The organism is Oscillatoria nigro-viridis PCC 7112, from assembly GCF_000317475.1.
Lineage (GTDB): Bacteria > Cyanobacteriota > Cyanobacteriia > Cyanobacteriales > Microcoleaceae > Microcoleus > Microcoleus nigroviridis.
Window position 1 is genome coordinate 2442079 of record NC_019729.1, and the last position, 13699, is coordinate 2455777.

A 13699-nucleotide genomic window follows, 5' to 3' on the forward strand; every position below is an offset into this window, starting at 1 on the left:
TTTTCTAAGATATTAGAAGAGCGTGGCAGCAGCGCTGGACTTGGCGAGCCAATCCGATCGCCCGTTTGCTCAGTCAGTCGATTTGAGATTTGAGATTTGAGATTGACTCCACAGATGAATCGGGGAACTTCAATTCGGGTCTAAAATTTGGGGAGGCTAACGACTTCTGTCGGAAAGCCGCTATCCGTTTTTGGGTGGGAGTCACGGCTCGATCGAACTTAAATTACTCAGCCAAATATTTTGGCTATTCTGATTTCATGCGATAATGGAACATTGACAATCAAGCATCCAGGATACAGCCCCCGGATTCATCCGTCCAGAAATAAAAAACCTGTATCCGATAAAGGAACCCCATCATTTATCTGTGGGGTCAATGCTTCAATCTAAAATCTCAAATCTCAAATCTCAAATCGATTGACAGGGTAGAGGGCAAAGCATGATTGGTCAACTTCTAGACAGACGTTACCGCATCATTAAAGTCACAGACTCAAGTGAGGTGGGAAAAACTTATCTAGCAGCAGATACTCACCGTCCCGGGTATCCGCAATGCACGGTTAGAGAAATGCGACTCCCCGGCACAAGTTCGCAAACTCCAGAATTAGTCAAAGTTATATTTCAAAGAAACGCAGAAATAATTGAAAAATTGGGAAAACACGACAAAATTCCCGAATTATTGGCGTATTTTGAGGAAAATCAAAGTTTATACTTAATTGAAGAATTTATTGCAGGCTCACCTTTAAGTCAAGAACTAATACCCGGTAAACCTTGGGATGAAGACCAAGTAATTGGTCTGCTATCAGAAATATTAGAAATTTTGGTGTTCATACACGAGAAGGGTTTTATTCACCGCAGAATTCAACCAGACAGAGCGATCCGGCGCGAGTCAGACGGCAAATTTGTATTGGTTGACTTTAGCTTAGACAAAGAAATTAACCCGGAACTTGCTAATTGCCATTTGTTGGCGCAAACTTCCCCCAACTCTATTAAATGGCATGAGGCAAAAACAGAGGATTTGGCGGCCCAGGAGTTATACGTGCCGATCGAGCAATTGAGCGGCAACCCCCGTTACAATAGCGACATCTACGCTCTAGGTACGATCGCCCAGCTTGCCGTCACGGGACTCTCACCCAAGGAACTGAGTGCCTTAAAACACAACAAAAACGAAATTGCCTGGCGAAACCGGGCAACTTGTTCGGCAGCCCTAGCAGATATGATCGATCGAATGGTGCGCCCTGACTGCGAGGAACGTTATCAGGAGGCCGCCGAAGTTTTAGCAGACCTCAAACAAATCGCCGTAAAATTGGAGGTTGAGCCGCCGCCAGCCACAATCATCACGGACGCTATGAGCCAACTGCGAAGACAAAGCCAAACCAAACTCCTGCTGTTGGCTGCCACAGCAGCAGCTTTAATCTTGACTGCTGTCATAATTTCATTTTGGCAGAGTCAAAATCCGGCGAGGTCAAAAGAATGGTTGGCCCGCGGCGTTACCAAGGCGCAGCAAGGTGACACAACAGGCGCGATCGCCGATTATACTCAAGCGATCGCCCTGAATGCCAGCGATGCGGAAAGTTACTACAAGCGGGCCAACGCTCGCTACGACACGGGCGCAACCGAGCAAGCAATAGAGGATTACACGCAAGCCATTAAAGTCAATCCCAGCCACACCAAAGCTCTCTACAATCGAGGTATGGCCCGCCTCGACATCGGGGACAAGCGGGGGGCCGTGGAAGATTTCACCCAAGTAGTGCGACTGAATCCCAGCGACGGTGAGGCATACTCTCAGCGGGGTTTAGCCTACTACGATTTGGGCGACTACCGCACGGCAATTGAAGACTACACTCAAGCAATTCGGCTCAGTCCCAACGATGCTAAAGCTTACAGCAATCGGGGTTTAGCTCGATCGGCGGCCGGCGACAAAACAGGGGCAATGGCAGATTTTACTCAAGCCCTTCAAATTAGCCCCAAACAAGCTGGCGTATACTACAGTCGCGGTCGAGCGAGATTTAATCTGGCAGATTATCAAGGAGCGATGGAAGATTATACTAAGGCGATCGAATTGCAACCAGATCTCGCTGATGCTTATACCAATCGGTGCAGCGCTTACTTGAATTTGGCCACCTACGACAAAGCGATTGCAGATTGCACCGAAGGAATTCGCCTCGATCCAAAAGATGAAGCAGCTTACAACAACCGCTGCGTTGCTTATCTGAATTTAAAACAATTTCAAAAGGCCAGCGAAGATTGCAGTTTGACGATCGGACTCAACGGCAACAATCCCAAAGCATACAGCAATCGAGGATTAGCTCGATCGGCTTCGGGAGACAAGCAGGGAGCTTTAGAAGATTTTACTCAAGCAATTCGACTCAATCCCAGCGATGCAGTAGCTTACAGCAATCGCGGTACTATTTACTCAGAACTAAAAAATTACCCTTTAGCGGTTGAGGATTTCGCTCACTCGCTGCGGCTCAACCCCAACAATGCTAGCGCTTTTTACAGCCGAGGCCTCGTCCGCCGCCAACTCAAAGACCGTACCGGGGCGATCGAGGATTTTCAGAAAGCTGCAACCCTCTTTCTAGAACAAGGAAGAGCCGATGGTTTCCAAAACGCACAAGCACAAATCAACGACCCTAAATAAACTATTAATCATCCGTCAGATGTTAAAAAAAGAAGAAAAAAGGCACAAGGAAGAAGGAAGAAAGAAGAAAGAAGAAGACCCAATTACCAATTCCAAATTACCAACTCCCCCTTACCAATTCCCCCTTACCACCTCCCCCTTACCACCTCCCCGTTACCAATTCGCAATACCCGATATGAACATGGTTGGTCAACTTTTAGACAGGCGTTATCGCGTAGTGCAAATTCTCAGTTCAGGAGCTTTTGGACAAACTTATTTAGCTGTCGATACTCGCCGGCCGGGCCACCCTCAATGTGTAGTCAAACAACTGCGCCCTCCCAGCAACACTTCCACAGTTCTCAAAACAGCTTACCGCTTATTTAAACAAGAAGCAGAAATATTAGAAAAGCTGGGAAAACACGATCAAATTCCCTTTTTACTAGCTTATTTTGAAGAAGCAAATCAATTCTACCTCGTCGAAGAGTTTGTCCCAGGACACGCCCTAAATAGGGAAATTGTGGCCGGTCAACCTTGGCGGGAAGAACGAGTGCTGGATCTGTTGCAAGAAGTGCTACAAGTTCTCGCCTTCGTACACTCTCAGGGAGTGATTCACCGCGATGTTAATCCCTCCAACTTAATCCGCCGCAAACCAGACGGCAAATTAGTTTTAATTGACTTCGGTTCGGTTAAAGAAGTTGCGAGTCACGTCAGCGACTACGATACAGAATTTCCGCGCACCATTGCTACTGGAACTCCGGCTTATATGCCGATCGAACAATTTCAAGGCAACCCGCAATTTAGCAGCGACCTCTATGCAGTCGGGATGATGGCAGTCCAAGCTATCACTGGTTTACCCGGTACGGATTTGCCCAAATTGCAAGATCCGAGTCCTTCTCATACGGGGGAAATTGTTTGGCGAAACCGAGCTCAATGTTCTGTGGGATTAGCCAATATAATTGACAAAATGGTCTGTCACCAATTTGCCAAGCGCTATCAATCTGCGGAGGAAGTTTTGGTAGCTCTCAGCAAGTTGAGACACCGCCAAGAGCCTGTGAATACGGCCCACAAGAAAAGTATTGCTCCCAGCTTAATGTCTTCTGATAGTTTTTATTCACGTTTGGGAAGTCGATTTTGGTTGCTGATTTTGGCAGGCGTCGGGGCGGCGATAGTTCTGATATTTCTGTTTAGTTATTGGAGCCGCCCGAATCCGATTAAAGCTAAGGAATATTACGAAAAGGGAGTGGAAAAGTCTCGCAATCAAGATGCGGCTGCAGCTTTGCAGGCTTTTAATAAGTCAATTCAATTGAATCCTAAAAATGCTGAGAGTTTTTATTGGCGCGGTAATGCTAATTATGATTTAAAAAAATATCAAGAAGCAATTGCGGATTATTCTCAGGCGATCGCTCTCAATCCTAAATATGTTCAGGCTTATTTTAACCGGGGACTAGCCCGTCACGATTTTAACGACAAGCGCGGGGCGATTGAGGATTACACTCAAGCTTTGAATCTCCAGCCCAATGATGCTGATACATATTATGAAAGAGGAGTTACTTATTTAGAACTGCAAGATTACAAGACGGCTATTCAGGATTTTAACGCAGTAATTCGGTTGCAGCCGAACCTTGTTAAAGCTTATCATTCGCGGGGGTTGGCTCGCGCTGGGAGCGGCGATTTGCAGGGGGGGATTGGAGATTATACTGAGGCAATTAAACTTGATGCTAAGAATGTTGATGCTTTTTACAGTCGGGGGAGAGCTCGCTTTCACCTAGGAGATTATCAGGGAGCTTTGGCGGATTATTCTCAGGTAATTGCGATCGATCCCAAGAGTGCAGATGCTTACGCTAATCGTTGCAGCACGCAGTTGAATTTGGGAGCGCATCAAGCGGCAATTGACGATTGCACTCAGGCAATTTCGCTGAGCGATGAGGATGGGGTTCCTTACAACAATCGCTGCATTGCTTATTTAAATTTGAAGGATTATCCGAAAGCAATTGCCGATTGCACTCAAGCGCTGAAAGTGAATCCGAATGATTATAATGCTTATAACAATCGTGCTTTAGCTCGCAGCGCAGGGGGTGACGCCCAGGGGGCGATCGCAGATTTTACAGCAGCAATCGGGTTCAATCCCAACAATGCTGAAGCTTACGCCAATCGGGCTAAGATTTATCAGGAGTTAAAGAATTACAATAGTGCGATCGCAGATTACGTGCAAGCTATTCGGATCAGTCCGAATTATGCTGCTGCTTACTACGGTAGAGGCCTAGTTCGCCGCTCCTTGGGAGACAAAGCAGGAGCAATTAGCGATTTAGAAAAAGCCGGCAAAATGTATCTCGATCAAGGACTTACGGGCGGTTACAAAGATGCACAATTTGAGCTTGAAAAGCTCAAATAACCCTTAGTCAGTTGTTAGTTGTTAGTTGTCAGTTGTCATTAGTCATTATTTCTCGGTGTTATATTTCTTATGTGGCAGATTTTTATAATCTCCGATTGCTCCGGGGCGGGTTCACCCTAATCTTTAATACCAACAGAAAATGCAGGTGAACCAGCCCTTACGCGCTATTAATTCAAGCTATTATCAATCAATTTTCTGGGTCTTGAAGTCGTTTAACCAATTCATAAAACGGTTCCCAATTATCCTCAATAGCTATGGGTTCCCAAACAGCCTCAATTGTCGGTCTCAACAGCGATTGTTCGGGGTTGTGCCTCCGCAACCTGTCCGCCATTTTGTCCAGATCATCCGCCGACAAACTTTGCAAAACGTGATAATAAAACTGCCGCCAAGGTGCTATCAAATCCGTCGGTTCCGCCTCAGCAAAAATTTGACTGGCATCATCTCGCCAAGTGCCAGAGAACTGTCTTCGCAGTTCAAAAAAGAAATCGTGATAGCCTACTTGAGACTCCGCCAGCATTTTAATTGTCACCTTCAACAACTCATCTCCCTCCGCCTCTGGCAAATCCTCAAATCCCAATCTATTTAGCATCAACTGCCGGTAAGCTGCATTATAATACTCGCCGAACTTTGCCAAACCCGCATCCATATCAGCTTGAGGAATCGCCGCTGCTAGCGGTTGCTGAAGTTTCTCTAAATTGTCCCTACAAATCAACGGTTGATTGCCGTAACAATACAGACCGTAATGGTCGAAATAAGCTGCTGTAAATTCCGGCTTGTAAGTTGGGATAAAAGCGAAAGGCCCGTAATCGAAACTTTCTCCAGTAATCGACATATTATCAGTATTCAGCACGGCGTGACAAAATCCTGCTGCCATCCACTGAGCGACTAATTCAGCTACTCGCTTGACTAAATCTGCATAAAATAGCGCATATTTTTCGGCAGGCGAAACACCCGCATTACTTGCTTCTAAATGCAGTTCTGGATAGTAATATTCAATAACAAAATCTAAAAGTTTTTTAGTTAAATCCGGCCTGCGGATATAGTGCAATCTTTCAAAAGTTCCAAACCGGATGTGAGAATGACTGAAACGCACCATTACGGACGATCGCGTGGGAGATGGTTCGTCCCCCCGCCACAAAGCCTCGCCCGTCTCAACTAAACTAAAACAGCGAGATGTCCGAACTCCCAACCGGTGCAAAGCTTCGGCGGCTAAAACTTCGCGAATTCCCCCTTTGAGAGTGAGTCTACCATCAGCGTGCCGCGAGTAGGGCGTGCGGCCGGAACCTTTAGTGCCGAAGTCGTAAAGTCTGCCATCAGTGCCGCGAACTTGGCCGTACAAAAAGCCTCTACCGTCGCCTAAATTCGGGTTGTATTCGTTGAATTGATAGCCGTGGTAACGGAGTGCGAGAAACGGACGGACACAATGAAATTTGCCGAACGCTTCAATGAAATGCTGATCGGTTACTTGTGCGGGGTCTAAACCCAATTTCAGCAATAATTGGTAATTGCGGAAGCGGAGAATATGCTGCGGAAAATCGGCTGCTGGGACTTCATCAAAATAGTCGCCACCGAGAGATTCGATGGCGGGTTCGTAGTTGAGGGAAAGTAAGGGATTTGACATTTTTCTATTTTATCTTGAAATTGTCGATCGCTCCAAATTATATACGGGTAAGGTGCGGACTGCATTGGTGTCAACAATCGCCTCAGACCCTTTGTATCCCTCGTGTACAGCCGAGTTTGAGCTCCCTCCCATCCCAGCAGGGCTGTTTCATTTTAAAATTTTAGCATAGCTAAAGTTTGAGTGTGAAACATTAGTGTCTTCCTCGAATAAAAAAAATACGGTCAATTTTAGTGATAGTTAAACTAACCATTTTCCTTGCGAAACATGGGGTTGAAGGATTAATTTTTTTAAATTTTAGTGGGATTGACCAGCTAATATAGCAATCCTCGCATCATTTGCAAGGATTGCTATATACCTTTTCCCCTATTTAAAATTTGTCAACACCCCGTAAATCGCCCAAATCGCCATCGCCCGCAAATAGTGACTCGCCCGAAAAGTCCCCCCCGCCGTAATCGCTTCCGGCGTGCGAAACTGCAACCCATTTTCATAAATCTGCTTCACCACCGCATCCGTCAATTTAAACGCTTTCTCCTCCATCCCCATCTGTACCAAAAAAGCAGCCAACCCAAAATTAATCCCCGTCCAAACTTCCAAAGGATGAGTCGCATTGGGATTTTCCGGCGAACCATTCAGCATCACCCCATTTGCCGCACCGAACTCGCCATCGTTGAACTTCAAAAAGCAAGATTCGTACACAGTCTCTAAAGCACTGACTGCACATTCCGGCGGCACAATATCCGGTAATCCTAACAGTTTCGCGTAAAATTGACCGCACAGTTGGTCGGCCATCACCACTTCGGAATTACTCTCGCTGTCCAAACGGTAATATTGACCGTTCCACAGTTTTTCTTGATAGCTCGGTCTTGCTTGTAGCAGCCAACTGTGATATAATGCTATCTTTGCTTGAGGGTTAGGAATTATCTCCGGTGCTGCATCTTCCAAGATTTCGCCGATCGCGATCGCAGCCTCCAGCGCCGCCAACCACAAACCCCCGCAATACGCACTTATCCCCCGCATTTGCCAGTCATCAAACGTCTGATCCGGTGCTCCCGAATTCTCTGGAATTCCGTCCCCATCCTCATCAAAAGTTTTCAGATAAGCCAAAGCCTCAACAATTGCCGGCCAACACTCTTGCAGAAACTCGCAATCTGTGCCGCCAGTCAACAAAAAGTCACGATAAACCTGCAACACAAAATCGCAAGGCAAATCCTTCCACAAATTGCAATCTTGATAGCTAGTATAATTGGTTTTCTCCCAAGGATGTTCGTTAGGAGCACCCAAATCGTGCGGCGTCGCCCCGACAGCTTTTCTAATAGCAGAAGCTTGATTCCAGCCAATAATTCTCGGCGTATCGTCTCCGGCAGAAATTGCCCTAGCGAACGCTAAAACCACCGACTTTTCCAAATCCGGCCACAGCATCAACAAAGCAAAAGAACCGTAAAGCCGCACGTCCAAACTTTCGTACCAGCGGTAATCAATGCACTCCAAAACCGCAAATTGACCCTTCGGATCGCGTTCGTCAGCCGCACTCCAAAGAGTACCGCCATCTGTCAGGGCGTATAACTCGTTAAACAGCGCCATTTTAAAACTGTCTGACAAATCTTGCCGTTCTAAAATAGGTTTTTGCCAAGCTTCAATATTTTCGCGCCAAGTATCGGAATGCTTCATTGCAGTGCGAATAATCGGCCAAGCATTTTTGCCGTTGCGGCCGAAGAAATCAGTATAGCGGCGGTAGTACCAAACTCCCGATGCAAACTCAGTAACGGGCAAATCCCAAGCTATAATAAAGGGAATTTTGCGAGTTTTTCCCGGTCGAATAGTAAAGCGAACTGCGATCGCACAAGCCAACTGTTCTCCGGCTGCTGCAGCTGTCTCGTCTCTGTCATCCAACAAGAAACCTTCAGCAGAAAAGTTGCGCCAAATATCGTCGCCATTCCCCGCCGGGTTCCAGCGAGTTTGATAGAATACTTCTACCGCCGGATTAGTAATAGTTGCGATCGCCCATTGTCCATCCCCCTCTTGCGGTTCGTCATCAGCAGTCAACCGCGTCATCACGCAACCGATCCGGTGAAAATCTTCCACCAACAAATTCAAATTTCCGGCACTTTCTCCCCACCGGGGTTGATAGTCATAAAATGGACTGCCATCATCTCGCACCTTCACTTTCGGCGACTTATTGGCATTAGTAAACCAACCGACAATATTCTCCCAAGTCAGCATGATGCTGAGAGTAATCGGCGCATCTGTAGGATTGTGCGCCACCCATTCAAACATGGCAACAGGGTAACTGCTTTCCTGATAATTGTTCGGCAAAATTGGCGAAAATTGCTCGCAGCTTAATTGAGCTTGAAATACATTTTCGTAAACAAACCAACTGCGCGGATACAAAGCATGATAAGTCCCCGAAGTTGACTCTTCCCTTCTTCCTTCTTCCTTCTTCCTTCGTCCTTCCGATGGATACCATTTCCAACTCGATAAACTGCCATCGGTAGGCGGTTCAGTGGACAGTGCAAAAGCTTGTTTCTTGCCTTGAGTTTCTTCAAAAACGCTGAACTGACAAGCGGGCAAACTGCGAAAAATGTGCTCGCCGCCGTCAATGTGCCAGAGGTTGAAGTCGCCGCGGGACGATCGCCCGATGCAGCCGGCACCGAACCCGCCCAGAGGCATTCCGTGCCAGGGACCGTCGTCGAGATTGCTTGCGTAGCGGACTGTATAGGGATTCTCCCAACCGAGGCCGATGGGACGTTTCCAGGCGTGCGGGGGGATGTTTGGATGGGATGTGCGATCGTTCATAATTTATTTTATCAGCAAGGGCGATCGGTCAAATTCCGCCAGAGCTTTAATAGTATAAAGCCCATTTGACATCTCAATTTGGGGCGTCTTGCCTCGCGTTACCAAACCTCAGTTAAATCTAAAATAAATCCCGGCAACACATCTTCCCCGGACAAATTGCTGGGATTGTCTAATATTTCCACATCTCGATCGTGTCTGTATATCTCAACTTTCTTGTTTTTGCGATCGATTAACCATCCCAAACGCGCTCCATTGGCGATGTATTCTCGCATTTTTTCTCGCAATGGTTCCATGTTATCAGATTTAGAGCGCAATTCTACAACAAAGTCCGGACAAATGGGAGCGAAACCTTCTTGTTCTTTGGCTGTGAGAGTTTGCCACCGTTCTAATTTAACCCAGGAAGCATCAGGGGAGCGATCGGCCCCATTGGGCAGTTGAAAACCAGTAGAAGAGTTAAATGCTACTCCCAGCTTGGTTTGGCGGTTCCACAGCCAGACTTGTCCTTCTATATCTAGATTGCGCTTACCTGTATCGCTTCCTGTCGGGGGCATAACAATTAATTCTCCTGTAGCTGTTCTCTCCAGTCTTAACTCACGGTTGACGGCAGCAATTTGCTGGAACTGTTCGTGAGTTACTTTGAAGGTTTGGGGAATGGTAATGGTGTTGTTTAGCATATTGTGCGGCCTCGCGATCGGCTATTACCTATTCTATTGTGTCACAGTCTTTTCTTTACTATATGAATCATCAATATCAAGTCATATCGTTTTCGGTTGCATTGTCAGTCCTGGACGCGCTTCGATCGAAGAAACCGGGTTTTTTACCGAAGATTCGGGTGGTGACGAGGATTTCGGAAAAAACCCGGTTTCTGGGTCTCATACTAAGTCCTGAAATTGAATAGATCGAGCTTATATAGCGATCGCACTCTCACCCTACAAGTGCAATATACCCAGTCAACAGCTTGAGAAACCCGGTTTCTGTACTTACTGCCCATCGCCAATTAAAATTAAAGGCGACCAGAAAAAGGGATGACTTTTAATCTGACTGAGTTTCGCTTGCCTCATTGCTTCGCTTTTGCTCTTGCCTTTTTTGATGTTTTGATAGAACTGGATTGCAATTTCTTTAGTCTTTGTGTCTGGCGCAATCCAAAGGCTGGCAATTACGGCTTTGGCACCGGCGCGTTCAAATACGTAGGCAACACCAGAGATTTGTTGACCGTTGAGATCGGTTTCTTTGGCAGTTTGACAGGCACTCAGAGCTAGTAATTCGGTGTTTTGCAATCCTAGTAAAGCTGCATCGGCAATATCGTATTCTTGATCGGCAAAGAGGATCGTATTGGCTTTCATGTTTAAGTTTTTACAGCCTTCTTGTTGGAAACAACCGTGAGTTGCTAGGTGCAGGAACGGAAAGCGGAGTGCTTGGGTTTTGAATGTGTCGAGGGTGGCATCTTGGCGAATATAGAATTTGCTACCTGCGATAATTTTAGAGACCTCTTTGACTTCGGCTTCCGATCCTTCTAGGGCATAGGGTTCAATGGGTTTAGGATTTCCGATGGCTAACACGGAAGCGGTGCGGCTAGATATCAACCAGAAGGTGGTTCCACTTGCGATGACAACCAGTACACCAGCAGCTACAATACCGAATTTGCGAAACACTAAGAAACCGAGTCCGCCAATCGTAGCAATGACTGCGATCGCTGGAATATATGGGATGTTTTTTAGAGGAGAAATTAATTCCACCTGGGTGCGATCTTGCCAGGAACGAGTGGAAATGCGGGTGAGATAGTTGACGGGATATTTTTCAATTAGGTAGTTGTCAGTTTGGCTGTCATAAAGAGTTTCAAAGGGTAGATAGCGCAGTTCATTGGGGGCAATGATACTCAACTGAGTGTGGGATGCAGTCAGAATTTTGTCTTCAACTGGACGAATAAGGATATCGTAAAGCTTTTGGCTGGTTTCGAGGTAGTTGGTGTCATTGCGATTTTCTAGTTGTACCCCGTATCCAGTGAGTAGTACAAGAGAAATTTCTGAAAAAGAATTTGAAACCCTTATCCTGTCTGGTATCCTGTCTGGGTCAAAACCTAATTTCTTGATACGTTTCTTGAATTCTTCTTCCTGGATAAGTTTCTTGAATTCTGGTTTCTGCATAAATCTCTTTAATTCAAGGAGATTAATGTTTTTTTGAGTGACGGTCAATTTATCTTTGGTGATGACAAAGATGGCAATTTTATTGAATTCTGTCAGCAAGACGGGGTGAATAATCACGGTTCCTGACGGCATATTTTTTTTCAGTTGGTCAATATCCGCAGGTTTGGTTTCAAAGAGTTCGGCAACTACGGGAAAGTTCCGGGAGATGTCTTCGGCTTGTTTGTTGACTTTGGCTTCTAAGTCCCGCATTTGTCGGGAACGCTCTTGTGAAAAATTCTGTTGTAATTGTTGCCGTAGGAATTGAAGTTGCTGGTTTTTTTGATTCCAGTCGTCAATTGCTTTTTGGGCTTCTGGATTGGCAACTTTGGCATCAATCAGGCGAGTATAGTCAGCGAGTTCGGCAGTAGTGACGCGGTTAATCCATTCGTAGGCTCGATCGGGTTGGTTTTGCTCGATCAGGAGATCGACAAGGGCAACTGCTCTTGCTGTTTGAATCTCCAAAAAGTTTTGTCGATTTTCTCGCTGTAAACCACCCCGCATTTCTAAGGTGATTTCGACTGATTCTTCTAACTTTTCGATAGCTTCAGTCGGTCGTTTGGTATCTCGGTAGACCACACCGATATTATTCAGCGTGATAGCTTCTACTGCGCGATCGCCCACGTCTTTGATGATCGGTAAAGCTTGATTGTAGTAATCCAAGGCTTTCTGCGGTTGCCCGATGCTACGGTAGACCCTACCGATATTATTCAGTGTCGTCGCTTCCACGGCGCGATCGCCCACTGCTTTGAGAATTGGCAATACTTGGTTGAAGTAATCCAAGGCTTTCTGCGGTTGCCCGATCCTAAAGTAGACTGCACCAATATTATTCAGGGTCGTCGCTTCCCCGGCGCGATTGCCCACTTCTCTGCTAATCGCCAATGCTTGGTTGTAATATTCCAAGGCTTTCAGGGGTTCCCCGGTGGTTTCGTAGACTAGACCGATATTATTCAACGTGGTGGCTTCTTCGGGGCGATCGCCTATGTCTTTGAAGATCGGCAATGCTTGGTTGTAAGATTTCAAGGCTTCCTGGGGTTGCCCGATACTACGGTAGACCGCACCGATATTATTCAGCTTCTTGGCAACTCCGGCGCGATCATTTACTGCTTTGCTAATCGACAAAGCTTGGTTGTAGTAATCCAAGGCTTTCTGCGGTTGCCCGATGCTATCGTAGACCAAACCGATATTATTCAGCGTCGTCGCTTCCCCTGCGCGATCGCCCACTTCCTTGCGAATCGGCAAAGCTTGGTTGTAGTAATCCAAGGCTTTCTGCCGTTCCCCGATGCTATCGTAGACCGCACCAATATTATTCAGCGTGACCGCAACTCCAACGCGATCGCCTACTTCCCTGCTGATCGGCAATGCTTGTTTGTAGTAATCTAAGGCTTTCTCGGATTGCCCGATTTTCTCGTATACTCCACCGATATTACTCAACGTGGTGGCAATACCAGCGCGATCGCCCAGTTCCCTGCTGATCGGCAAAGCTTGGTTGAAGTAATCCAAGGCTTTCTGCCGTTCCCCGATGCTATGGTAAACCCAACCGATATTATTCAGCGCCGTTGCAACACCAGCGCGATCGCCCAGTGCTTTGAGAATCGGCAAAGCTTGGTTGTAATATTCCAAGGCTTTCTGCGGTTCCCCGATGTTACGGTAGACTTCTCCGATATTATTCAGCGAGATGGCTTCCCATGAGCGATCGCCCACTACTTTGAAAATCGGCAAAGCTTGCTTGTAATATTCCAAGGCTTTCTGCGGTTGCCCGATTTTATTGTAGTTAAAACCAAGCATAAGCAGTGCCCTCGCTTCAATTTTTCTATCTTTAACTTGTCGGGCAATAGGTATAACTCTCTGCCATGTTTCTATCGATTTTAGGGATTGCCCTTGCTTTGACTGTTGCATTGCTTGCACGAAAAGTTGCTCTAATTGCTGACGCTGGGAATTTTGAGTTTGCCCCCAACTAGGTTCAACCATCAACGGAAGCGTCAGCGGAGACAAGCCAATCCCTAGCGCTAAAATACTGCCTAAAATGCGTTTCATAAGCTATTCCAATTTAATTGCAAAACGGACGCAAACAAACTCTGTTTATACAGAAAATAGTG

General features: G+C 46.4%; 6 protein-coding genes. 2 read left to right on the top strand and 4 right to left on the bottom strand.

Annotated features, from left to right (window positions below; genetic code table 11):
* Window positions 1-436: 436 nt before the first annotated feature.
* Window positions 437-2635 carry a tetratricopeptide repeat protein gene (locus tag OSC7112_RS10450; protein WP_015175869.1) on the top strand — a complete coding sequence of 733 codons (2199 nt, stop codon included), beginning with the start codon at window positions 437-439 and terminating at the stop codon, window positions 2633-2635.
* The gene (locus OSC7112_RS10455; protein ID WP_015175870.1) at window positions 2592-5006 is read left to right on the top strand and encodes a serine/threonine-protein kinase; all 2415 of its coding nucleotides are present in this window, start codon (window positions 2592-2594) and stop codon (window positions 5004-5006) included. Before OSC7112_RS10450 ends, OSC7112_RS10455 begins: the two co-directional genes overlap by 44 nt.
* A gap of 187 nt (window positions 5007-5193) precedes the next feature.
* Here OSC7112_RS10455 and OSC7112_RS10460 read toward each other — a convergent pair whose 3' ends face one another.
* The 4 genes from OSC7112_RS10460 to OSC7112_RS10475 form a co-directional block, all read right to left on the bottom strand.
* The gene (locus tag OSC7112_RS10460; protein WP_015175871.1) at window positions 5194-6627 is read right to left on the bottom strand and encodes a protein adenylyltransferase SelO; all 1434 of its coding nucleotides are present in this window, start codon (window positions 6625-6627) and stop codon (window positions 5194-5196) included.
* A 363-nt stretch (window positions 6628-6990) separates the two neighbouring features.
* Complete coding sequence (locus OSC7112_RS10465; protein ID WP_015175872.1) at window positions 6991-9420, bottom strand: GH116 family glycosyl hydrolase; 2430 nt, start codon at window positions 9418-9420, stop codon at window positions 6991-6993.
* A 98-nt stretch (window positions 9421-9518) separates the two neighbouring features.
* Window positions 9519-10094 (bottom strand): Uma2 family endonuclease, encoded by a 576-nt coding sequence (locus OSC7112_RS10470; protein WP_015175873.1) that lies wholly within the window; start codon window positions 10092-10094, stop codon window positions 9519-9521.
* A gap of 306 nt (window positions 10095-10400) precedes the next feature.
* Window positions 10401-13637 carry a CHAT domain-containing protein gene (locus tag OSC7112_RS10475; protein ID WP_015175874.1) on the bottom strand — a complete coding sequence of 1079 codons (3237 nt, stop codon included), beginning with the start codon at window positions 13635-13637 and terminating at the stop codon, window positions 10401-10403.
* Window positions 13638-13699 lie beyond the last annotated feature (62 nt).